Origin of the sequence: Bradyrhizobium sp. ISRA464, assembly GCF_029910095.1 — a bacterium.
Lineage (GTDB): Bacteria > Pseudomonadota > Alphaproteobacteria > Rhizobiales > Xanthobacteraceae > Bradyrhizobium.
The window spans coordinates 5246014-5266308 of record NZ_CP094526.1 but is presented as its reverse complement, the minus strand read 5'-3'; the positions used below and the strand labels follow the sequence as shown (position 1 = coordinate 5266308).

Annotated in this window: 16 protein-coding genes and 2 pseudogenes; 14 read left to right on the top strand and 4 right to left on the bottom strand. The window is 65.4% G+C overall.

The window, feature by feature from the left end; translation table 11 throughout:
* Positions 1 to 50: 50 nt before the first annotated feature.
* The 3 genes from MTX19_RS24760 to MTX19_RS24750 all read left to right on the top strand — a co-directional run bounded on the left by MTX19_RS24760 (position 51) and on the right by MTX19_RS24750 (position 4031).
* The gene (locus MTX19_RS24760; protein ID WP_280979733.1) at positions 51 to 2180 is read left to right on the top strand and encodes an acetate--CoA ligase family protein; all 2130 of its coding nucleotides are present in this window, start codon (positions 51 to 53) and stop codon (positions 2178 to 2180) included.
* 186 nt (positions 2181 to 2366) lie between these two features.
* Positions 2367 to 2753: a DUF1236 domain-containing protein gene (locus tag MTX19_RS24755; protein WP_280979732.1), complete on the top strand. Its 387-nt coding sequence runs from the start codon at positions 2367 to 2369 to the stop codon at positions 2751 to 2753.
* Positions 2754 to 2969: 216 nt separating this feature from the next.
* A complete protein-coding gene (locus MTX19_RS24750; RefSeq protein WP_280979731.1) occupies positions 2970 to 4031 on the top strand; it encodes a 2-dehydropantoate 2-reductase in 1062 nt (353 codons plus the stop codon).
* A 127-nt stretch (positions 4032 to 4158) separates the two neighbouring features.
* Here the strand turns inward: MTX19_RS24750 and MTX19_RS24745 are convergent, their stop codons facing one another.
* Both MTX19_RS24745 and MTX19_RS24740 read right to left on the bottom strand, forming a co-directional pair.
* Complete coding sequence (locus tag MTX19_RS24745; RefSeq protein ID WP_280979730.1) at positions 4159 to 4761, bottom strand: thiamine pyrophosphate-dependent enzyme; 603 nt, start codon at positions 4759 to 4761, stop codon at positions 4159 to 4161.
* Positions 4762 to 4769: 8 nt separating this feature from the next.
* On the bottom strand, positions 4770 to 5333 hold the full coding sequence (locus MTX19_RS24740; protein WP_280979729.1) for a thiamine pyrophosphate-binding protein: 564 nt from the start codon (positions 5331 to 5333) through the stop codon (positions 4770 to 4772).
* A 171-nt stretch (positions 5334 to 5504) separates the two neighbouring features.
* Between MTX19_RS24740 and MTX19_RS24735 the strand changes: the two genes are divergently transcribed.
* The 4 genes from MTX19_RS24735 to MTX19_RS24720 all read left to right on the top strand — a co-directional run bounded on the left by MTX19_RS24735 (position 5505) and on the right by MTX19_RS24720 (position 8495).
* The gene (locus tag MTX19_RS24735) at positions 5505 to 5729 is read left to right on the top strand and encodes a hypothetical protein (RefSeq protein ID WP_280979728.1); all 225 of its coding nucleotides are present in this window, start codon (positions 5505 to 5507) and stop codon (positions 5727 to 5729) included.
* 4 nt (positions 5730 to 5733) lie between these two features.
* On the top strand, positions 5734 to 6630 hold the full coding sequence (locus MTX19_RS24730; protein WP_280979727.1) for an amidohydrolase family protein: 897 nt from the start codon (positions 5734 to 5736) through the stop codon (positions 6628 to 6630).
* Positions 6631 to 6645: 15 nt separating this feature from the next.
* The gene (locus MTX19_RS24725) at positions 6646 to 7695 is read left to right on the top strand and encodes a hydroxyacid dehydrogenase (RefSeq protein ID WP_280979726.1); all 1050 of its coding nucleotides are present in this window, start codon (positions 6646 to 6648) and stop codon (positions 7693 to 7695) included.
* A 584-nt stretch (positions 7696 to 8279) separates the two neighbouring features.
* On the top strand, positions 8280 to 8495 hold the full coding sequence (locus MTX19_RS24720; protein WP_280979725.1) for a hypothetical protein: 216 nt from the start codon (positions 8280 to 8282) through the stop codon (positions 8493 to 8495).
* 16 nt (positions 8496 to 8511) lie between these two features.
* On the opposite strand, the gene ilvD is transcribed toward MTX19_RS24720, so the two are convergent.
* Positions 8512 to 10359, bottom strand: coding sequence for a dihydroxy-acid dehydratase (gene ilvD, locus MTX19_RS24715; protein ID WP_280979724.1), 1848 nt, complete (start codon positions 10357 to 10359; stop codon positions 8512 to 8514).
* Positions 10360 to 10833: 474 nt separating this feature from the next.
* On the opposite strand from ilvD, the pseudogene MTX19_RS24710 reads away from it, so the two are divergent.
* A pseudogene (locus MTX19_RS24710) lies at positions 10834 to 11115 on the top strand (carboxymuconolactone decarboxylase family protein); the annotation flags it as partial.
* A gap of 1 nt (position 11116) precedes the next feature.
* Positions 11117 to 11974 carry an SDR family oxidoreductase gene (locus MTX19_RS24705; RefSeq protein ID WP_280979723.1) on the top strand — a complete coding sequence of 286 codons (858 nt, stop codon included), beginning with the start codon at positions 11117 to 11119 and terminating at the stop codon, positions 11972 to 11974.
* A gap of 4 nt (positions 11975 to 11978) precedes the next feature.
* Here the strand turns inward: MTX19_RS24705 and MTX19_RS24700 are convergent, their stop codons facing one another.
* Positions 11979 to 12974, bottom strand: coding sequence for a LysR family transcriptional regulator (locus MTX19_RS24700; RefSeq protein ID WP_280979722.1), 996 nt, complete (start codon positions 12972 to 12974; stop codon positions 11979 to 11981).
* Positions 12975 to 13065: 91 nt separating this feature from the next.
* Here MTX19_RS24700 and MTX19_RS24695 point away from each other — a divergent pair, with 91 nt between their 5' ends.
* The 5 genes and pseudogenes from MTX19_RS24695 (at position 13066) to MTX19_RS24675 (ending at position 20147) form a co-directional block, all read left to right on the top strand.
* Positions 13066 to 14091, top strand: coding sequence for an ABC transporter permease (locus tag MTX19_RS24695; protein WP_280979721.1), 1026 nt, complete (start codon positions 13066 to 13068; stop codon positions 14089 to 14091).
* Positions 14092 to 14164: 73 nt separating this feature from the next.
* Positions 14165 to 15187 (top strand): sugar ABC transporter substrate-binding protein, encoded by a 1023-nt coding sequence (locus MTX19_RS24690; RefSeq protein WP_280979720.1) that lies wholly within the window; start codon positions 14165 to 14167, stop codon positions 15185 to 15187.
* A gap of 166 nt (positions 15188 to 15353) precedes the next feature.
* Positions 15354 to 17492: an SMP-30/gluconolactonase/LRE family protein gene (locus MTX19_RS24685; protein WP_280979719.1), complete on the top strand. Its 2139-nt coding sequence runs from the start codon at positions 15354 to 15356 to the stop codon at positions 17490 to 17492.
* Complete coding sequence (locus tag MTX19_RS24680) at positions 17492 to 18613, top strand: hypothetical protein (RefSeq protein WP_280979718.1); 1122 nt, start codon at positions 17492 to 17494, stop codon at positions 18611 to 18613. Before MTX19_RS24685 ends, MTX19_RS24680 begins: the two co-directional genes overlap by 1 nt.
* 11 nt (positions 18614 to 18624) lie before the next feature.
* Positions 18625 to 20147: pseudogene (locus MTX19_RS24675) on the top strand (sugar ABC transporter ATP-binding protein).
* Positions 20148 to 20295 lie beyond the last annotated feature (148 nt).

The following is a 20295-nucleotide window of genomic DNA, read 5'->3' as shown; positions in this document are numbered from 1 at the left end:
TCCTTCTCTGGCATACCAAATGCCATAAAATTTGTCCCAGGAGGAAGCCAATGTCAAACTCAAAGGATGCGGTCCGCAAAGTTCTCGATGCGGTCAGGGCCGACAAACGCACGAGCCTCACCGCGCCCGAGGGCAAGGTGGTGTGCGACGCCTACGGAATTCCGGTGCCGAAGGAGGGTGTTGCCAAGTCCGCGGCCGATGCCGCGCGGATCGCCTCCGAGATGGGTTTCCCGGTCGTGATGAAGATCGTCTCGCCGGACATCCTCCACAAGACCGAGGCCGGCGGCGTCGTGGTCGGCGTGAAAAGCGCCGCGGAGGCCGAGAAGAGCTACGAGACGATTCTCGCCAACGCAAAGAAGTACAAGGCCGACGCCAAGATCGAAGGCATCCAGGTGCAGCAGATGCTGGGCGGCGGCACCGAGGTCATCGTCGGCTCCATCACCGACGGCTCGTTCGGCAAGCTGGTCGCCTTCGGCCTCGGCGGTGTGCTCGTTGAGGTTCTCAAGGACATCACCTTCCGCCTCGCGCCCGCGACCAGGGAGGACGCGCTGTCGATGCTCGACGGCATCCAGGCGCACGAGATGCTGAAGGGCGTCCGCGGCGGCGATCCCGTCAATCGCGAGGCGCTGGCCGACGTCATCGTCAAGGTTTCGCAGCTCGTCAGCGATTTCCCCGAGATCGTCGAGCTCGACCTCAACCCCGTTTTCGCGACCAAGAAGGACGCGATCGCGGCCGATGTCCGCATCGTCGTCGACTTCAACTACAAGCCGCGTCCGGCGCCCCGTCCGACCGAGGAGATCGTCGCGGCGATGAGCCGTATCATGCAGCCGAAGGGCGTTGCGGTGATCGGCGCCTCCGCCGAGGACGGCAAGATCGGCAACTCCGTGATGAAGAACCTCATCAACGGCGGCTACAAGGGCGAGATCTATCCGATCCACCCCAAGGCGGACGAGATCCTCGGCTACAAGGCCTACAAGAGCGTCAAGGACGTGCCCGGCGTGATCGACACCGCCGTGTTCGCGATCCCCGCGAAGTTCGTTGCCGGCGCGCTCGCCGAATGTGGCGAGAAGAAAATCCCCGGCGCGGTGCTGATTCCGTCAGGCTTTGCGGAGGCGGGAGCGCCGGAGCTGCAGGCCGAGATCGTCGAGGTCGGCAAGAAGTACAACGTCCGCCTGATGGGGCCGAACATCTACGGCTTCTATTACACGCCGGCCAATCTCTGCGCGACCTTCTGCACCGCCTACGACGTCAAGGGCCACGCGGCGCTGTCGTCGCAGTCCGGCGGCATCGGCATGGCGATCATCGGCTTCTCGCGCTCGGCGAAGATGGGTGTGTCGGCGATCGTCGGCCTCGGCAACAAGTCCGACATCGACGAGGACGATCTGCTCGCCTTCTTCGAGCAGGATCCGAACACCAACCTGATCGCGCAGCACTGCGAGGATTTGAAGGACGGCCGTGCGTTCGCGGAAGCGGCCAAGCGCGTCGCCAAGAAGAAGCCGGTCGTCGTGCTCAAGGCCGGCCGCACCTCGGCCGGTGCGAAGGCGGCCTCGTCGCACACCGGCGCGCTCGCCGGCAACGACAAGATCTACGAGGACGTGTTCAAGCAGTCCGGTGTGATCCGTGCCCGCAGCTTGCGGCAGCTCTTGGAATTCGCCCGCGGCGTGCCGGTGCTGCCGACGCCGAAGGGCGAGAACGTGCTGATCATCACCGGCGCCGGCGGCTCGGGCGTGCTGCTCTCCGACTCCGTCGTCGACAACGGCCTGTCGCTGATGCAGATGCCGCCGGATCTCGATGCGGCGTTCCGCAAGTTCATCCCGCCGTTCGGCGCGGCCGGCAATCCCGTCGACATCACCGGCGGCGAGCCGCCGATTACCTATGTCAACACCGTGAAGCTCGGCCTGTCGGACGATCGTATCCACGCGCTGATCCTCGGCTACTGGCACACGATCGTCACGCCGCCGATGGTGTTCGCGCGCAACATGGTCGAGGTGAAGAAGGAGATGGAAGCCAAGGGCTTCGTGAAGCCGATGGTCGCTTCGCTCGCCGGCGACGTCGAGGTCGAGGAGGCCGCGGAGTATCTCTATCAGCACGGCATCCCGGCCTATGCCTATTCGACCGAGCTGCCGGTCGAGGTGCTGGGCGCCAAATACAAATGGGCGCGCGGCGCGGGCCTGCTTTGATACAATTCTGAACGAACGATAAATGCCGCTTCGGACACGTCCGATGCGGCATTTTTCATTTGTGCTGGAACTGACAGGAATTGCAGCCGAATTCGACTCTGCTCCCGATGTTGCCGGCTTGGAACCGGAACGTTCTCATTCCTCCGGAAGTTGACAGGGCGTCTATCAACTCGGAGGAGGAGATTGATGAACAAACGTCTTGTTGTTTCAATTGTCGCCGCGTCGCTGCTTGCGTCCGGCTCGGCCTTCGCGCAGTCGACCACTGCAGCGGGCGCCGCGAACGGTGCGCGGGCCGGCGGCGAAATTGCAGGGCCGGTGGGCGAGATCGTCGGCGGTACGGTAGGCGCCGCGGTCGGCGCCGGCCTCGAAATCCCGAATGCGGTGATCAGGTCGATCCCGCGGGACGAGCCGTCAGTCGTCGTGCATGAGCGCGTCGTGGTCGGCGAGCCGCTGCCTGATACGGTCGTGCTGCGCCCGGTGCCGCGTTACACCGAGTACCGCTACGCGGTCGTCAATGATCATCGCGTGATCGTCGACCCGCGCACCCACAGGGTCATCAGGGTCATCGACTGATCTGGCGCGATCTGTAATTGCGCACAACATCCTCGCGGGCCAATCGCCCGCGAGGATTCGTTTGGTCCGGCCCGTCCATCATTACCGGCATGGCACGGGGCCACTTTTGGCATGAAACGACCATTTGGCTGCTAGCCCCGATCCCCTAGACTGAGCTCCAACGGACGGACGCGAGCTTGCGCCCGCCACGGTCAAGAACAGGCAGGGGATGGAAGCATGGGTCGGAAGATCGCGATCGTCGGAGCTGGTGCCGTCGGCGGCTACGCCGGTGCGCATATGGTGCAGGCAGGTGAGGACGTCACGTTCATCGATCCGTGGCCCGAGCATGTCGAGCACATGAGAAGGCACGGCCTGCGCGTGACGCACGCCATGGACGTCGCGGAATTCTCGGTGCCGGTCCGTGCACTCCACGTCACCGACGCACAGCAACTGGCAAAGGAGAAGCCGGTCGACATCGCCTTCGTGTGCATGAAGTCGTACGACACGGCTTGGGCGACCATGCTGATCCGGCAATATCTGGCGGCAGACGGCTATGTCGTTTCGCTGCAGAACTGCATGAACGAGGAGACGATCGCCGGCGTCGTCGGCTGGGGCAAGACGCTCGGCTGCATCGCGAGCAGCATCACCGTCAACCTGCCTGACCCCGGCCACATCCATCGTGGCGCCGGCAAAGGCGGGGCGGCGCATACCGTGTTTCGCGCCGGCGAGGTGCACGGCCGCATCACCTCACGCGTCGAAGAAGTCTGCCGGCTGGTCGGCTATTCCGACAGCGCCAAGGTGACGAGCAACCTCTGGGGTGAGCGCTGGTCGAAGCTGGTCGCCAACGTGATGGGCAACGGGCTCTCGGCCTGCACCGGCCTGCCGGGCGGCGAGGTGCTGCAAAGCGAGCCGCTGCGCCGCTTCTCGACGCGGCTTGGCAGCGAGGCGATCCGCGTTGGCCAGGCCTACGGCTATCAGCTGGAGGAGATCCTGCATCTGCCGCCCGAGACGATCGCGCGCGCCGGCGAAGGCGACGAGGCGGCGATGCGCGCCTGCGACGAGCAGCGCTTCAAGGACGCGAAACGCACCTCGTCCGCGCAGCGCCCCTCGATGGGCCAGGATATGCAGAAGGGCCGGCGTACCGAGATCGAATTCCTCAACGGCTTCGTGGTGCGTGAGGGCGAGAAGCTCGGCCTTGCGTGCCATGCCAACGCCGCGCTGACCGACATCGTCAAGCGCGTCGAGCGCGGCGAGCTCAGCCCGGATCCGCGGCACATCACGGAACTGCGGATGAACTGACGCAGCGTCTCACCGCCGTCAATGCGAGGAGCAGAGCGACGAAAGCAATCCATCTTTCCACATATGCGGACAGCTGGATTGCTTCGCTTCGCTCGCAATGACGGGCGGAGCTATCGCGGCAGATTGCCTACAGCGGCTGCCTTACCCCCATCCCGTGCATAAAGCGCTCGCGGATCTGGACGGGATCGCGGCGTGTCGTTCCGGTGCCGGGCTTGTCGTCGATGCGGACGCCGATCAGGCTCGGCACTGAAGCCGTCATCGATTGCTCGATCAATCGGTCGAAATCGTCTTCGTCGGCGGCCCAGGAGCTGTTGGCAAGGCCGCTTGCCAGCGCGACCGCGACGATGTCGGTGTGGCCGGCGGCCGGCGTCGGCTGGCTGCCTGTGATCTGGTAGATGCCGTTGTCCATCACCACCATGGTGAGGTTCTTGGGCGCCTGCGCCGCGATCGTCGCGAGGCAGCCGAGCTGCATTAGGAGCGAGCCGTCGCCTTCGAGCGCGAACACGCGCCGCTTCGGCTGCGCCAGCGCGACGCCGAGCGCGATCGGGAAGGCGAGGCCCATGCTGCCCAGCATGTAGAAGTTCTGCGGGCGGTGGCCGGCGGCCCACAGGTCGAAATTGGTGTTGCCGATGCCGCCGATCACGGCCTCGTCCTTCAGTTTTGCGACGAGCCGCCGGGTGAGATCGAAGCGGTTCATCACTTTGGTGTTGCGCGCTTGCGTTGCAGTCATGGCGGCGCTCACTTGTCGAACACTTTGCCGCCGGTGAGCAGCGGCGAGAGGATCAGCGCCACCGGCGCCTGGGTGGTGACGGCCTGCTTGATCGAGCGGTCGGCGATGAATTCGAGCTCGTCGAGCCGCGTGATGGTGTGATGCTCCATCGCCAGCGAATCGAGCACCGGGCGCATGGTGCGGCAGACCAGCGCCTGGCCGTAGTTGAACTCGCCGAGCGTGCCGCGCTCGGAGATGAACATGATCAGCGGGATCTGGTAGGGCACCGCGAGCGAGGCCAGCACATTGGCGAGCGTGGCGAAACCCGAGGTCTGCATGAGCACCGCGCCGCGCATCCCGGCCATCCAGGCACCGGAGACGATGCCGACAGCCTCTTCCTCGCGCGCGGTTGGAAACGTCGTGAAAAAGGGATCGGCGTGCAGGTTCTTGATCAGCGTGGTCAGCACCCGGTCGGGCACGTAGGGGACCAGGCGGATCTCGTTGCGCTTCAGCGTCTCCAGCACGATGCCGTGCCACGTCGTCACGGGCGACGCTGGTTTCTGGGCTGAGCTTTGTTCCGCTGATGCGGCCATCCCGTTCTCCCTGATCGCGCGACGCTTCTGGCCGCTTGCGGGGGTGAAAACTTGACGCGGTGCGCGGGATTGTCAACATGCCCCGGCCGCAATGCGATCTGCGGATTTCGACGATACCGGCGCCGATCCGGCGTGCGATAGAAACGACAACAATAATGACGGGAGGCATGCATGGCCGGGTGGGTCTGGCGGATGGCCATTGCGGCAGCGGCGATGATCGCGGCCGGCATTGCCTCGGCCGAGCCGTTCCCCACCAAATCAGTGCATATCCAGCGGCTCGGCAAGCTCGGCGCGATTCCGATCGGCAGCACGCCGGCGACATTCGATGCCAAGATCCACGCCGACTATGAGAAATGGGGGCCGATCATCAAGGCCGCCGGCATGACAGCGGAGTGAGGCGATGACCGCGTCAGACATTCCCGCCTGCTTGCCGCCGCGTCCAGTGACGCCGCCGAAGCAAAAGCTGCCGCCAAAGGCCTGCGACACGCATGCCCACGTGTTCGGCCCGGCGGAGCGCTTTCCCTATGCTGCGGATCGCAGCTACACGCCGCCGGACGCGCCGTTGCAGACATATCTCGGCATGCTCGATGCGCTCGGCTTTGCCCGCGGCGTGCTGGTGCAGGGCAGTGCGCATGGCCGCGACAATTCGGCGATGCTGGATGCACTGCAGCGCGAGCCCGCGCGTCTGCGCGGCGTTGCGGTGGCTGACGCCGATGTGTCGCCGGGCACGTTGCGACAATGGCACGTGCTGGGTGTGCGCGGCTTGCGCTTCAATCATTTCTTCCGCGGTGGGCAGCTGCATTATCGCGGCGGCATTCCCCTTGGTGTCGCCGCGACGCATGCGGCCGTGATGGCCGAGCTCGGCTGGCACCTGCAGCTCTGGATCGACGTGAAGGATCTGCCCGCGACGATCCCGACGCTGAAGAAGCTGGGTCTGCCCGTCGTGGTCGACCACATGGGCCGCACCGATGCCCGCGTCGGCATCAACAGCGAGGGTTTCCAGAGCCTGCTGCGCGCGGTCGATGAGGGCTGGTGCTGGGCCAAACTGTCCGGTGCGCACCGCCTGAGCCGAGAGGCGCCCGATTATCCGGATGCGCGGCCGTTTCATGAGGCGCTGGTCGCTGCGAATTCCGAACGGCTGGTGTGGGGCGGCGACTGGCCGCATCCACGCGTCGAGGGCGAGATGCCCGATGCCGGTCACCTGCTCGACCTGTTCCACGAGTGGACGCCGGATGCGGCGACGCGGCAGCGCATCCTCGTCGACAATCCCGCAAGACTCTATGGCTTCCCAAACTGAGAGCTGCTCGAAGACATGACCGTCAACAACAAGCGTGTGTTCTACATCAAATATCTCGCCCACGACATCTACGTCGACATCCTGAAGAAGCGGCCGGACGTGCGGCTCGACCGGCTCGAGAACGAGACGCCGGAGGCGCAGTTCGCGCCGATCCTGGCCGAAGCTCATGCCTACCAGATCGGTGCTGCGCGTGATGAGCTGGCGCCGCACTTCCATGCGCATGCCGAGCTGTTGAAGCGCGCGCCCAATCTCTTGATCGTCTCCTCGAACGGCGCGGGCTTCGATCCCGTCGACGTCGATGCCTGCACCGCAGCCGGCGTGCTGGTGGTCAATCAGTCCGGCGGCAATGCCAACTCGGTCGCCGAGCACGCGCTCGGCATGATGCTGACGCTGTCGAAGCGCATCATCCAGTCCGACCGCCGGCTGCGCCGCGAGGCCAACGTCAACCGCAACGACCTGATCGGCAACGAATTGAAGGAGAAGACCGTCGGCATCGTCGGCCTCGGCAATGTCGGCCGCCGCATCGCCGAGCTGTGCAAGGGCCTGCTGCACATGAAGGTGATCGCCTACGATCCGTATCTCACGGCAGAAGAGATGGCGAAGCGGGGCGGGGAAAAGGTCGAGCTCGACGACCTGCTGCGCCGCGCCGACTTCGTCTCGATCTCATGCCCGCTTGCAAAGGACAGCCGCGGCATGATCGGCGCGCGCGAATTCGCGCTGATGCAGCCGCACGCCTATTTCGTCACCACCGCGCGCGGCTTCATCCACGACGAGAAGGCGCTGGAGGACGCGCTGCGCGAGAAGCGGATCGCCGGCGCCGGCCTCGACGTCTGGGCCAAGGAACCGCCGCCGCCGGATCATCCGCTATTGCAGTTCGACAATGTGCTGGCGAGCCCGCACACCGCCGGCGTCACCCGCGAAGCGCGCATGAACATGGGCCGGATCGCAGCCGAACAGATCCTCGACGCGCTCGACGGCAAGCGCCCGCCGCGCGTCATCAACCCCGAGGTCTGGCCGGTCTACGCCCGGCGGTTCGAAAGGGCGTTCGGGTTCATGCCGGGGTAGGGCGTTGCTCCCACATCGGGACTCCACTCCCTCTCCCGCTTGCGGGGGAGGGCTGGGGTGGGGGTTTCTCCGCAAGCGAGAGCCTTTGCGTGGAGAAAGCCCCCACCCGGATCGCATCTGTCGATGCGATCCGACCTCCGCCGCAAGCGGGAGAGGTGCAGTGCGCGATGCGGCCCAAGCGCCGCCCGAAATCGCGGAGAAAATCTTCTTCGTCGTAGCCTCGATTGCAGCAATAAACCCACTGCCGATCGACCGTCTCGCGAAGCGTCCGTTGCTATTTTCCCCGAGATATCGACGGCTTAGCCCGATGTCGCCATGTTCCCTCTGTGCCCGGCTGTTCCGGGCGCGGAAGGAAATGCATCATGCGACAGGTCCAGACATTGCTCCGCACCGCTCCGGCCAAGATCGGCCGCCGCCTTGCGCAGATTGTCGCCATCGCCGCGGCCAGCCTGCCTCAGGCCGGCGCGTAATTTTGCCTGCCGCGAACGGCCGCACGCAGCGGCGCTGAATTAACTCACCCTGATCTCGCGCGAGTGCTAGCATGTGATCCCCGGGCGCGCTGCCGCTGCAGCAGGGAGGGTTCCATGTCACGTTTTGTCGTTCAATTCATGAAGGACGTGCTCGGCGACAACGGTCGCGAGCGCGAGGTTTGCCAAGGGGCGCTCGAAATCGACGCGTCGACCGAAGGCCAGGCGACGGAAATGGCCAAGCGCAAATTCTGTGAGCAACAGTCGCTGTGCGACTGGTCGCTCCATGCCGACCGCATCCGGATCGAAGCGGCCGACCTCCACCTGAGTTGACCTTGCCGCGCCTTGCTTATTGCTCCGGCACGATGCGAACCGCGCCCTTCGCGGCGCTGCTCGCGAATGCCGCATAGGCCTTCAGCGCAGTGGAGACCGCGCGCTTGCGCGGTGCGGCCGGCTTCCATGCGGCACTGCCCTTCGCGACCATCGCCGCGCGGCGGCGCTTCAGCTCGGCCTCATCCACCGCGAGGTTGACCTTGCGGTTGGGAATGTCGAACTCGATGATGTCGCCTTCCTCGACAAGACCGATCAGGCCGCCTTCGGCGGCTTCGGGCGAGACGTGGCCGATCGATAGGCCCGATGATCCGCCGGAGAAGCGGCCGTCGGTGATCAGCGCGCAGGCCTTTCCGAGCCCCTTCGACTTCAGATAGCTGGTCGGATAGAGCATCTCCTGCATGCCGGGGCCGCCGCGCGGCCCCTCATAGCGGATCAGCACGACGTCGCCGGCCTTCACCTTGTTGCCCAAAATGCCTTCGACTGCCGCGTCCTGGCTCTCGAAGATGCGGGCAGGGCCGGAGAACTTCAGAATGCTCTCGTCGACGCCGGCGGTCTTCACGATGCAGCCGTCCTCGGCCAGATTGCCGAACAGCACGGCGAGACCGCCGTCCTTGGAATAGGCGTGCGCGGCGTTGCGGATGCAGCCCTTGGCGCGGTCGAGATCGACCTCGTCGAAGCGGCGATCCTGGCTGAAGGCTTCCTGGGTCGGCACGCCGCCCGGCGCGGCGCGGTAGAAGCTGCGCACTTTGTCACTCGTGGTGCGCACGACGTCCCAGCGGTTCAGCGCTTCGTCCAGGGTCGGGCTGTGCACGGTCGGTCCGTCGGTCGTGATCAGCTTGGCGCGGTCGAGCTCGCCGAGGATCGCCATGATGCCGCCGGCGTGATGCACGTCCTCCATGTGCACGTCCTGCACCGAGGGCGCGACCTTGCAGAGCACCGGAACCTTGCGCGAGAGCCGGTCGATGTCGGCCATCGTGAAGGGCACCTCGCCCTCGCGCGCGGCGGCGAGCAGATGCAGCACGGTGTTGGTCGAGCCGCCCATCGCGATATCCAGCGTCATCGCGTTCTCGAACGACTTGAAGCTCGCGATCGAGCGCGGCAGCACCTTGGCGTCGTCCTGCTCGTAGTAGCGGCGGGCGAGGTCGACGATCAGGTGGCCGGCCTCGACGAACAGGCTCTTGCGGTCGGCATGGGTGGCCAGCACCGAGCCGTTGCCGGGCAACGCCAGGCCCAGCGCCTCGGTCAGGCAGTTCATCGAGTTCGCCGTGAACATGCCGGAGCAGGAGCCGCAGGTCGGGCAGGCCGAGCGCTCGACCACCGCGACCTCTTCGTCTGACACGTTGGAATCGGCCGCGGCCACCATGGCGTCGATCAGGTCGACCGCGCGCTTCTTGCCCTTGAGCACGATCTTGCCGGACTCCATCGGTCCGCCCGAGACGAACACGGTCGGGATGTTGAGGCGCAGCGTCGCCATCAGCATGCCCGGGGTGATCTTGTCGCAGTTGGAGATGCAGACCATCGCGTCGGCGCAATGCGCATTCACCATGTATTCGACGCTGTCGGCGATCAATTCGCGCGAGGGCAGGCTGTAGAGCATGCCGTCATGGCCCATCGCGATGCCGTCGTCGACCGCGATGGTGTTGAACTCCTTGGCGACGCCGCCGGCCTTCTCGATCTCGCGCGCGACGAGCTGGCCGAGATTCTGCAGATGCACATGGCCGGGCACGAACTGGGTGAAGGAATTGACCACCGCGATGATCGGCTTGCCGAAATCCTCGTTCTTCATGCCGGTGGCGCGCCAGAGGCCGCGCGCACCCGCCATGTTGCGGCCGTGGGTGGTTGTGCGGGAGCGATAGGCGGGCATCTCAAATCCTTGGGCTAAGGGCGTTTTTAAGGGAGAAGCCGCCCTTATGCCCGCACAGGGGCGCCGATTCAAGCGCGGAACCGCATGGCTGAACCCCGCTATCTGATCTCGGTGTCCGCGCCTCCATCGACGGTGATGATTAGCGGAGTCCATCCGCAGGGCGCGGTTCACCTCTCCCGCTTGCGGGGGAGGTCGATGCGCGCAGCGCATCGGGTGGGGGCTCTCTCCACAGTGTGACTCGCGGAGAGAGCCCCACCCCAACCTCGAGAGCGAGCTTCGCTCGCCTCGGACTCCCGCAAGCAAGCGGGAGAGGGAGCGCATCTGCTGCGTGGCGACTATTCGATCCGCTCTCGCCATACGCTAATCCTCGAACCGAAACCTGAACGCATCGCCGTGCGTCACGACGCGGCCGGCGGTCGGGGCGGGGAAGTGTCCGGTCAACAGGTAGCTCGGCGTGTCAGCCAATTCCTCCAGCAGATCGATGCGGTCGAGCGCGGCCATTACAATGACAACGCGCTGAACGAGGCGGAGCGTGCGCTGCTCACCTTCGGCCGCGAGGTGGTCGAGAAGGTGCGCGTCGGCGATGCGGCCTTTGCCGGCGTCGCGAAGCATTTCAGCAATCAGGAGATTGTCGAGGCGATCATCACGCTCGGCTTCTACATGATGATGGCGCGGCTGACGGAAGCGACGGAGACCGATCTCGATCCTGCCGCCGGCATGGCCGTGTTTGACAGCGGCAAGAAGCGGGGCAGTTGAGATGTCGGAGACCGTGCCGCAGGCTGACGGCAAGCCGGAGCGCTATGTTCGCCCGTTGAGCTCGGAGTCATCCGGTCATGCGCCGGGGAGAGGGCGGCTGAACGGCCGCCGCATCCTGATCGTCGGCGGCGGTCAGCGGGTGTTCGATGCGGCCACCGATCCGATCGGCAATGGCCGCGCCATGAGCCTGCTGTTCGCGCGGGAAGGCGCCCACGTCGCGGTCGCCGACCTCAACCGCGCCTCCGCCGAGGATACGGTCGTGCGCATCAAAGGCGACGGCGGCCGTGCGTTTGCGATCGCGGCCGACGTCACCATCGAGGCTGACGTCGTCAGGATGATCGATGAAGCGCATCGGACCATGGGCGGGCTCGACGGCATGGTCCTGAATGTCGGCACCTTCGGCAAGACCGGGCTCGACAATGTCAGCGCCCAGGAGTGGAATAGGATCTACGATGTCAACGTCCGCGGCCCGATGCTGTGCTGCCGCGCAGCGCTGCCGAAGTTCGAGAACGGCGGCTCGATCGTCTTCATCTCCTCGATCGCGGCGCGGAAGGCGGGATCGCAGATGGCGGTCTATGATTCCTCCAAGGCCGCGCTCGGCGGCCTGATGCGCAACATCGCGCATGCGGGCGCGCGGCGCGGCATCCGCGCCAATCTGGTTTATCCCGGTCTCGTCGACACGCCGAACGGCCGCGAGGCCGGCGCGGGGCGGCCATCGCGCGGCAAGGGACATATCCCGTTCGGCCGCCAGGCGACCGCATGGGAGATCGCCTATGCGGTGCTGTTCTTCATGTCGGACGAGAGCGTCTACGTCACCGCGCAGACGCTTGCGGTCGACAGCGGTCTGAGTGGAATGTGAGCCGTCATTCGGCGGCGACGCTGGTCGTCGCCGAATATCCCGCCTTTGGTTTGGCCTTCGCGGCCCGCCCGTTCTTGCGGCCGAACTGGGTGCCCGCGCGCAAATTCGCGGCGGCCCGCAACTGTTCGCGCAGCCATTGATTGGTGGTGTCGCCCTCGGCGGTGGCATGCCAGTAAAGATAATTGACGTGCGGGCTGACCGGGAACGGGCAGGGGAAGCATTGCAGCAGCCCCGGCTGCTCCAGCACCGAGGCCGCGCTTTCGGACGCCGTCAGCAGCATGTTGCTGCGGCTGACGACGTGACAGGCGGTCGCGAAATTCTGGCATTGCAGGCGCACGGTGCGCTTGATGCCGAGCCGTTGGAACTGGAAGTCCTCGAACGACAGCCCGCTGCGCCGCGACGTCACGCAGACATGTTCCAGGCGCAGATAGGTCTTCTTGTCGAGCCGGGAGCGCAGCTCGGGATGGTCGCGGCGGGCGAACACGGCGATATGCTCGGTCAGGATCTGCTCGCGCCGCACCTCGGCCGAGAGCGGCAGCAGCGTATCGATCGCGACATCCAGCGTGCCGGCGGCAAGCTCGCGCTCCAGATTGTTGCGCTCGCAGCGCGCGGTCGCGATCTCGACCAGCGGCGCGACCGCGCTGATCCGGTTCACCAGCGCGCTCAGCATCGGCGCCTCGAGATTGTTGCGCAGTCCGATCACGAACCGCTTCGGCGTCTTCGCCGGATCGAAGCGATTGGTGTGGGTCAGCGTTGTCTCCAGCCCGTTGAGCGCCTGGCGCACCGTCGTGATGATCTGGCGTGCCAGCGGCGTCGGCGTCATCACGTGATGGCGGCGCACGAACAGCGGATCGTTGAACATCGCGCGCAGCCGCCCGAGCGCATGGCTCACCGCGGGCTGGGTCAGATTGAGACGGAAGCAGGCGCGGCTGACGCCGCCTTCGGAATAGATCGCATCGAACACGACGAATAGGTTCAGATCGATGTCGCGTACATGCATGGCGTTGATCAATCCGTATCCGTCGAATGCATTTGACGAATACTAATCGGCACTCTTAAAGTCTCAAGCAAAATAATACCTGGAGGAAACGATGAGCGTGCAATCGCCGTCGCGCGGCGTTGCCGTCCCGGCGGCGTCGTCCCGATCTGGCACGATGTTCGCCAAGCCGAGCCAGGAGCATATCGTGCTCCTGATCACGATCGCGCTGTTGATCGTGTTCGGCCTGACGCTGAACGGCTTCGCCACCGTTTCCAATCTCCTCAATTTGTTGCGCAGCATTTCCATCCTCGGCGTGCTCGGGCTCGGCATGGGCCTGATCGTGATCAGCCGCGGCATCGACCTCTCCGAGGTCGCGATCATGGCGGGCTCCTGGGCGATCGCGCTGATCGAGATGCAGAACGGCATGCCGGTGTTCACGGCCGTGCTGCTGGCGCTGGCGATCGCGGTGCTGATCGGCGTCGTCAACGGCGTGATGGTCGCCTTCGTCGAGGCGCCGGCGCTGTTCGTGACGCTGGCCGCGGGCTTCGTGATCTACGGCCTCGCGTTCTGGATCGCGCCGGCCTGGGTGGTCTATGCGCCGAAGGATGCGCCAGGGCTGATGTATCTCGGCGCCGGCCGGCTGTTCGGTGTCCCGGTTCCGATCCTGGTGTTCGCCATCGCCGCGATCGCGATGCATCTGTTCCTGTCGCGCACCTCGATCGGGCGCTTCATCTATGCGCAGGGCGACAATCCGGAGGCCGCGCGGCTCACCGGCGTCGCGCTGCGACCGCTGATCGTGCTGGAGCATGTGCTGGTTGCGCTGCTCGCCTGGATTGCAGGCCTGGTCTGGGTCGGTACCACAGGCAGCATGCAGATGGCGATCACGCAGGGCACCATGATCTTCGACGTCGTGCTCGTCGTTGTCATCGGCGGCATCAGCCTGGTCGGCGGCCGCGGCAGCGTGTTCAGCGTTGTGGTCGGCTGCATCCTGATCGGCACGCTGCTCAACGCCTTCACCATCATGGACGTCAATAGCGAGGTCCAGAACATCATCAAGGGCGTGGTGCTGCTGGCCGCGATCGTGCTCGACAACTGGCTGCACCCCCGCGACGAGGAGACCGCGCGGCAGGGCGACTGATGCGGCTCCGGGGCGCGCCGTCACGGCGATCAATCAGACAATCAATCAAAAGAATATCTGTGTGGAGGAGACGATGAAGACGACCAAGTTCTGGACGATCCTGCTCGCCGGGGCGACGCTGGCCGCGTTGCCGTTCGTGGCCAGCGCGCAAGAAGAGGGCACCAAGGCCGGGCGCGAGCTGCGCGCCGCCTACGACAAGGCGCTGCAGGGCAAGACGATCGCTTATTTGCCGATCGCGCTCGGCGTGCCGTTGTCCGACGAATGGGGCCGCGTGGTGCACGAAGAGGCCGAGTGGCGCGGCATGAAATACATCGTCCGCGATCCCAACAACAATCCGTCGGCGATGCAGCAGGCGCTGACCGCGCTGGTCGACCAGAAGCCCGACGTCCTGATCGTGCAGAATCCGAGCGTGACGCTCTTGATGAAGGACCTCAAGCGCGCGGAGAGCCAGGGTACGCATGTGATCCAGGTCAACATGGCCTCGAACTACAAGTCCGGCGCCTTCGTCGGCGTCGACTGGCGCGAGATCGGCAGGATGCTCGCCAACGAGACGGTCAAGGCCTGCGGCACCGGCTCCGGCAAGTCCGGCAAGGTCCAGATCGTGCAGGGCGAGTTGACCGCGGCCGCCAGTGTCGACCAGGTCGGCGCGATCATGGAGGTTCTGAACAAGGACCCGAACATCAAGGTGGTGTCGAACCAGGCGGCGAACTGGGACGCCAACACCGCGCTCAACATCACCGCCACGGTGATCCAGCAGCATCCCGATCTCTGCGCCTCGATCGGCTTCTGGGGCATCATGGAATCAGGCGCAGCGCAGGCGATCCGCAATGCCGGCAAGATCAACGACGTGAAGGTGCTCGCTTCGGGCGAGGGCTCGCAGCTCGATTGCGATCAGGTCAATTCGGGCAATTTCTACAAGTTCCTGAGCTACAAGGCGACCGAGCAGGGCCACGACCTGATGTTCGCCGCCGAAACCCTGCTGATGTCCGGCGAGAAGCCCGGCACCCGCAATCTCGCCTATTACACGCGGCCGATCTGGCTTGATAAGTCCAACGCCTCAGGCGCCAACTGCTTCGCGCTACCCAAGAAAAACTAACAAGGGCGCGGCAGCCGGCGCGGGCCATCCGTCCCGCGCCGGCTGTATCAGGAGCATGATCCGGAAAAGTGGGAACCGGTTTTCCGAAGAGATCATGCGCAATCAAGGAGGCGAGATCGCGCTGCGATTTCTTGAAATCGCAGCGTGATCGAGGGAGTGCTTGACGATGTCGATGGCAGTCGATTCCTTTGCCGCATCGGTGCGGCGGTTTTCACCCCGGCTCCTGCTCTCGGAGCTCCTGCTCAAGCAGTGGTTCGAGCCGGTCGTTCCCTTCACCGTGATGATCGGGCTGTGGGCCTATTTCGCGCTCACGATTCCCGACTACGCCTCGGTGCAGAACTCGGTGTCGCTGCTGCGGCTGTTCGCCGAATTCGGCTTCGTTGCGCTGGCGATGGGGTTCTGCCTCGTCACCGGCGGCATCGATCTCTCCGTCGGCGCGATCTTCGCGCTGTGCAACTTCGCGGCGCTGTATTTCCTCCTGGTACGCGAATGGCCTGTTAGCCTCGCGGTGCCGGCGACGCTGGTGGTCGGCGCGCTGCTCGGCAGCATCAACGGCTTTTTGATCGGCTTCCTGAAGACGCGGCCGTTCCTCACCACGCTGGTGACGCTGATCATCCTGCGCGCCTCGGTCAACCTGCTCAACACCTCCTACGCGCAGGTGTTCGCGACCAACTCGGTCGACAGCGACGCCTGGGATTTCATCGGCGGCGGCAGCGTGCGCGGCATCCCCGTCAACGCGGCGACGCTGTTCGTGGTGCTCCTGATCTGCCACATCTTCCTGTCGCGCTCGCGCTATGGCTGGCATCTCACCGCGATCGGCGCGAGCCGCAAGGCGGCGCGCCATGCCGGCATCCGCGTCCGGCTGATGCTGTTCATGACCTATGTGCTGTCGGGCATGCTGTGCGCGGCGAGCGGCATCTTCTACGCCGCGCGGCAGGCCTCGACGGATTCCACCACCGGCGTGGGCTGGGAATTCCAGGCGCTCACCGCGGTCGTGCTCGGCGGCGTCTCGCTCGCCGGCGGCAAGGGTACGGTGTGGCGGGCGATGATTGGGGCGCTGATCATCTTCCTCCTGATCAACGGCCTCGTGCGCATGGGCATCCCCGGCTACGTCACTTCGGCGGTAACCGGCGTGATCCTGCTCGCCGCCGTCGGCATCGACGTCAAATGGTCGAAGAACCGCGGCAAGGCCATCCAGAAGATCTACGTCAACCCGGCCTTCGTGCCGCTGGCGTCGGCGCCGTCGGTGCAGCCGGGCGCGACCTCTCCTTATGCGCAGAACGACCGGCTGATCAATGCGCAGGCGATCGGCCTCGACCAGGTCGAAGGGCCGGAGGATGTCATCCTCGACCGTCAGGGCCGGGTCTACGGCTCGACCCGCGACGGCAATGTGATCCGCTTCTCCGGGCCGAATTTCGAAACCCGCGAGGTGTTCGCCCATATCGGCGGTCGGCCACTCGGCATGCAGTTCGATCGCGACGAGAACCTGATCGTCGCGGTCGCCGGCATGGGCGTCTATGGCGTCGCGCCCGACGGCCGTATCTTCAAGGTCACCGACGAGACCAACCGCACCTGGTACAAGCTGAACGACGATTCCCGCCTGCGCATGGCCGACGATCTCGACATCGCGCCCGACGGCAAGATCTATTTCAGCGACTGCACCACGCGTTATGAGATGACGACCAACACCCTCGACATCCTCGAGGGCCGGCCGAACGGCCGCGTGGTCTGCTACGATCCCGCGACCAAGACTACACGCACGGTGATCAACCACTTCTACTTCCCGAACGGGATCTGCGTCTCGCATGACGGCAAGTCGGTGCTGATCGCCTCGACCTCGCTGTGCAAGGTGTTCCGCCACTGGATCGATGGCCCGAAGAAGGGCCGCACCGAGATCCTGATGGACGAGCTGCCGGGCAACCCCGACAACATCAACCGCGCCTCCGACGGCACCTACTGGCTGGCGCTGGTCGGCATCCGCACGCCGACCTTCGATCTCGCCGCGCGCAAGCCGGGTTTCCGCCTGCGCATGGTCAAGCAGGTGCCGACCGACGAGTGGCTCGCGCCCGCGCTCAATCATGGCTGCGTGCTGAAGTTCAACGAGCAGGGCGAGGCGCTGGAATCCTGGTGGGACCCGACCGGCATCTCGCATTCGACCCTGACCTCGATGCGCGAGCACAAGGGCTATCTCTATCTCGGCGGGCTCGAGAACAACCGCATCGGCCGCATCAAGCTCGACGGCGTCGATGAGGACTGGACCGGCTACGATGCCTATTGGGGCACCAAGAGCAGGGTGACGACATAATGGGACTGTTCGATCATCTGTTGCGCGACATCAGAAGCGTCATCGACCGCGACGGCGGCCAGAACGCTATCCCGCCGCTCGACGGTGCGCTGAGCTCCAACGACCGGCTCGACACGGCCGTGCCGATCGGTGAGCCGCTGCCCGGCATCGACGACGTGATCGCCGCCGGTGATGGCGCGGTCTATGTCTCCGCCGGACGGCGCGTGCTGAAGCTGAGCGGAGACGACTTCTCTGCTCGCACGGTCATTGCCGAGTTCGAGGGCGACGCCGGCGGGCTCGCGCTGCATCCCGATGGCCGCTTGCTGGTTTGCGTGGCGGGCAGGGGGCTTGCCGCGATCGATCCGGCAAAGCCCGCTCCGCGCTGGCTGGAAGCAGCCGGTGGCAGCTCGCTCGCGGGACTGCTGTCGGTCACCGCGGCGCCGGATGGTCGTATCTATGCCGTCGAAGGCAGCACCGGCCGCCGTCCCGATCAGTGGCGCCACGATCTGATGCAGAAGCGCACAGGCGGCCGCCTCGTCACCTGCGGCGCCGGCCTCGACAACCCGCAAATGCTGCTGCGCGACTTGCCATATCCTTACGGCGTTGCGGTTTCTGCCGACGGCAACAGCCTGTGGCTCACCGAGAGCTGGGCGCATCGGCTGAGCCGGTTCGCGCTCGGCGGCAACGGCCTTGGTCCGCGCGAGATCGTCGCCGGCAACATGCCGGGCTATCCGGCGCGGCTGCATCCAGACGGGGATGGCGGCCTGCTGCTCGGCATCTTCGCGCGTCGCACGCATCTGATCGAGTTCGTGCTCAAGGAAGACGACTTCCGCGAGGAGATGATGGCGACGATGCCGCCGGACTACTGGGTGGCGCCGGCCCTCGTCGGCGGCAGCGACTGCCTGGAGCCGATGCAGATCGGCGGCGTCAAGGCGCTCGGCATCCAGAAGCCATGGGCGCCGCCGCGCTCCTATGGCCTGCTGGTGCATCTCGACGCCGACGGCGAGGCGTCGGACAGTCTGCACAGCCGCGCCGGCGGCCGTTTCCACGGTATCACCGCCGCCTGCGCAACCAGCCGCGGCATTGTGATCGCGGCCCGCGGCGCCGGACGCCTGCTGCTCTATACGGGAGACCTGCGATGAATGACGGCGTGATGCAGGCAGCGACCGATCCCCAGACCGCGGCACGCGAACCGGTGCTGCGGATCAGCAACGGCTCCAAGATCTATGGCGGCGTCCACGCCATCGAGGGCGTCAATTTCGATCTCTATCCCGGCGAGGTGCACGCGCTGGTCGGCGAGAACGGCGCCGGCAAGTCGACGCTGTGCAAGGCGATCGCGGGCGCGATCCAGCTCACCTCGGGCGACTATATGCTCGACGGCAAGCCGGTCAATTTCGAGCAGCCGCGCGACGCGCTCAACTCCGGCATCTGCATGGTCTATCAGGAGACCAGCCTGGTGCCGACCATGACTGCGGCGCAGAATATCGAGCTCGGCAACGAGAAGCTCTTGACGCGCTTCCGCACGCTGAACATCCAGGCCCAGCAACTGCTGCAGTCCCTCAACTTCCATGTCGATCCGGCGACGCCGGTGGCGCTGCTCGGCACCGCCAAGAAGCAGATGGTGGAGATCGCGCGCGCGATCTACAACAAGGCGCGCATCATCATCTTCGATGAGCCGACCGCGTCGCTGACGCCCGAAGAGATCGTACACTTCTTCCATCTGGTGCGCGATCTGCGCGGGCGCGGCGTCTCGATCATCTACATCTCGCACGCGCTGGAGGAGTCCTTGCAGATCGCCGACCGCATCACGGTACTGCGCGACGGCAAGCTCGTGATCACCGCGCCCGCGAAGCAGCTCACGCGCGATGCGCTGGTGCAGCACATGGTCGGCCGCGAGGTGGCGCAGGCCGTCTACGGGCGAAGAGAGAAGACCCATCAGCGGCGCGAGAAGGTGCTGACGGTCGAGAACGTCACCATGGGCATGGCGGTCAAGAACATGTCATTCTCGGTCTGTGCCGGCGAGGTGGTCGGCATCGCCGGCCTGATCGGCTCGGGCCGTACCGAGATCGCCAAGATCATCTACGGCGCGCTGAAGCGCAACCTTGTCAACGGCGGCACCATCCGGCTGCGGGGAAAACCGATCCGCTATCGCGTGCCGCGGCAGGCGATCAACGACGGCATCGCCTACATCACCGAGGACCGCAAGGCCAACGGCTTCTTCGAGACCATGGTGGTCGACGACAACGTCTATATCGGCAGCCTCGCCACCCGGAAGGGCTGGAGCTTTCTGCTGTCGCGCGCGAGGCGCAGCAAGCTTGCGAACTACTGGGTCGAGCGGTTGAAGATCAGCGCGTTGCAGCGCAAGGCGCGGATCATCGAGCTGTCGGGCGGTAATCAGCAGAAGGTGGTGCTGGCGAAGACGCTGGTGCAGGAGCCCTCGATCATCATCTTCGACGAGCCGACGCGCGGTGTCGACGTCGGCACCATCCCGCATATCCACGGCGAAATCCGCCGTCTCGCCGACGAGGGCAAGGCGGTGGCGTGATCTCGTCCTATCTGCCGGAGATCCTCGCCGTCTCCGACCGCATCCTGGTCGCACGCACCGGCCGCATCGTCGCCGAATTCGATGCAGCCGAGGCGACGCAGGACAAGATCCTGTACGCCGCGGTGCATTGACGGCGTCGCATGTGAGGCGAGCACGCTGCCCAGGCTCCCTCCCCACTTGCGGGGGAGGGTGGGGAGAGGGGTAAGCCGCGGGCTCAGCCGATCGATGCGGGCGTTGTCCTCGCAAATTGCATTCGCTTGTCGTCATCACGGATGCGGA

Coding starts and splice junctions, on each gene's coding strand:
- MTX19_RS24760 (WP_280979733.1), top strand. CDS start 51: ATGTCAAACTCAAAGGATGCGGTCCGCAAAGTTCTCGATGCGGTCAGG.
- MTX19_RS24755 (WP_280979732.1), top strand. CDS start 2,367: ATGAACAAACGTCTTGTTGTTTCAATTGTCGCCGCGTCGCTGCTTGCG.
- MTX19_RS24750 (WP_280979731.1), top strand. CDS start 2,970: ATGGGTCGGAAGATCGCGATCGTCGGAGCTGGTGCCGTCGGCGGCTAC.
- MTX19_RS24745 (WP_280979730.1), bottom strand. CDS start 4,761: ATGACTGCAACGCAAGCGCGCAACACCAAAGTGATGAACCGCTTCGAT.
- MTX19_RS24740 (WP_280979729.1), bottom strand. CDS start 5,333: ATGGCCGCATCAGCGGAACAAAGCTCAGCCCAGAAACCAGCGTCGCCC.
- MTX19_RS24735 (WP_280979728.1), top strand. CDS start 5,505: ATGGCCGGGTGGGTCTGGCGGATGGCCATTGCGGCAGCGGCGATGATC.
- MTX19_RS24730 (WP_280979727.1), top strand. CDS start 5,734: ATGACCGCGTCAGACATTCCCGCCTGCTTGCCGCCGCGTCCAGTGACG.
- MTX19_RS24725 (WP_280979726.1), top strand. CDS start 6,646: ATGACCGTCAACAACAAGCGTGTGTTCTACATCAAATATCTCGCCCAC.
- MTX19_RS24720 (WP_280979725.1), top strand. CDS start 8,280: ATGTCACGTTTTGTCGTTCAATTCATGAAGGACGTGCTCGGCGACAAC.
- ilvD (WP_280979724.1), bottom strand. CDS start 10,359: ATGCCCGCCTATCGCTCCCGCACAACCACCCACGGCCGCAACATGGCG.
- MTX19_RS24705 (WP_280979723.1), top strand. CDS start 11,117: ATGTCGGAGACCGTGCCGCAGGCTGACGGCAAGCCGGAGCGCTATGTT.
- MTX19_RS24700 (WP_280979722.1), bottom strand. CDS start 12,974: ATGCATGTACGCGACATCGATCTGAACCTATTCGTCGTGTTCGATGCG.
- MTX19_RS24695 (WP_280979721.1), top strand. CDS start 13,066: ATGAGCGTGCAATCGCCGTCGCGCGGCGTTGCCGTCCCGGCGGCGTCG.
- MTX19_RS24690 (WP_280979720.1), top strand. CDS start 14,165: ATGAAGACGACCAAGTTCTGGACGATCCTGCTCGCCGGGGCGACGCTG.
- MTX19_RS24685 (WP_280979719.1), top strand. CDS start 15,354: ATGTCGATGGCAGTCGATTCCTTTGCCGCATCGGTGCGGCGGTTTTCA.
- MTX19_RS24680 (WP_280979718.1), top strand. CDS start 17,492: ATGGGACTGTTCGATCATCTGTTGCGCGACATCAGAAGCGTCATCGAC.